The 501-nt window shown below is 36.9% G+C and carries 1 protein-coding gene; it reads left to right on the forward strand.

Annotated features, from left to right (window positions below; translation table 11 throughout):
* Positions 1-263, forward strand: a 263-nt coding sequence (locus ACS8FC_RS21310) for a thioredoxin domain-containing protein (RefSeq protein WP_439298243.1), incomplete at its 5' end; no start/stop codon positions are given.
* Positions 264-501: the final 238 nt, after the last annotated feature.

Here is a 501-nt window from a genome sequence, read left to right on the forward strand (position 1 = left end):
ATTTGACAGCAGATTGGTGTGTTGAGTGCCGTATCATGGATAAAAACTTATTTCATAATCGCCCAGCACAGATGCAAGACTGGCAATTGGTGAGACTCGATATCACGGATACTACAGAAGATTCCAAAGCCATTTTGTCACGCTACAAGCTGTTTGGTCCGCCAGCATTACTTTATTATCAAGGTGGTCAATTGGTTAATCAGCAAGTGGGCGAAATCGGTCGCTTGGAGTTTGAGCAAACCTTAACGACGATAAACAACTGATGGCTCACAACCCGTACTTAATAACCTGAGTAAGTCTTTTGCTAAGGCTTAATAATGAAAAAAAGCCAGTGTACGCTGATAATGGTACGCTGGCTTTTTTAATGCCATTAAATTATTTTTAAAATATCTTCTAAACGTTTGGTTTCACACACAATATGTCTCTTTAAGCAGATTTAATATATCGATAATGCTAGTATAGTGATTATATTTTCATTACAATAAAGTAACAATACTGAAG

This window comes from Psychrobacter sp. 1Y4, assembly GCF_051847555.1.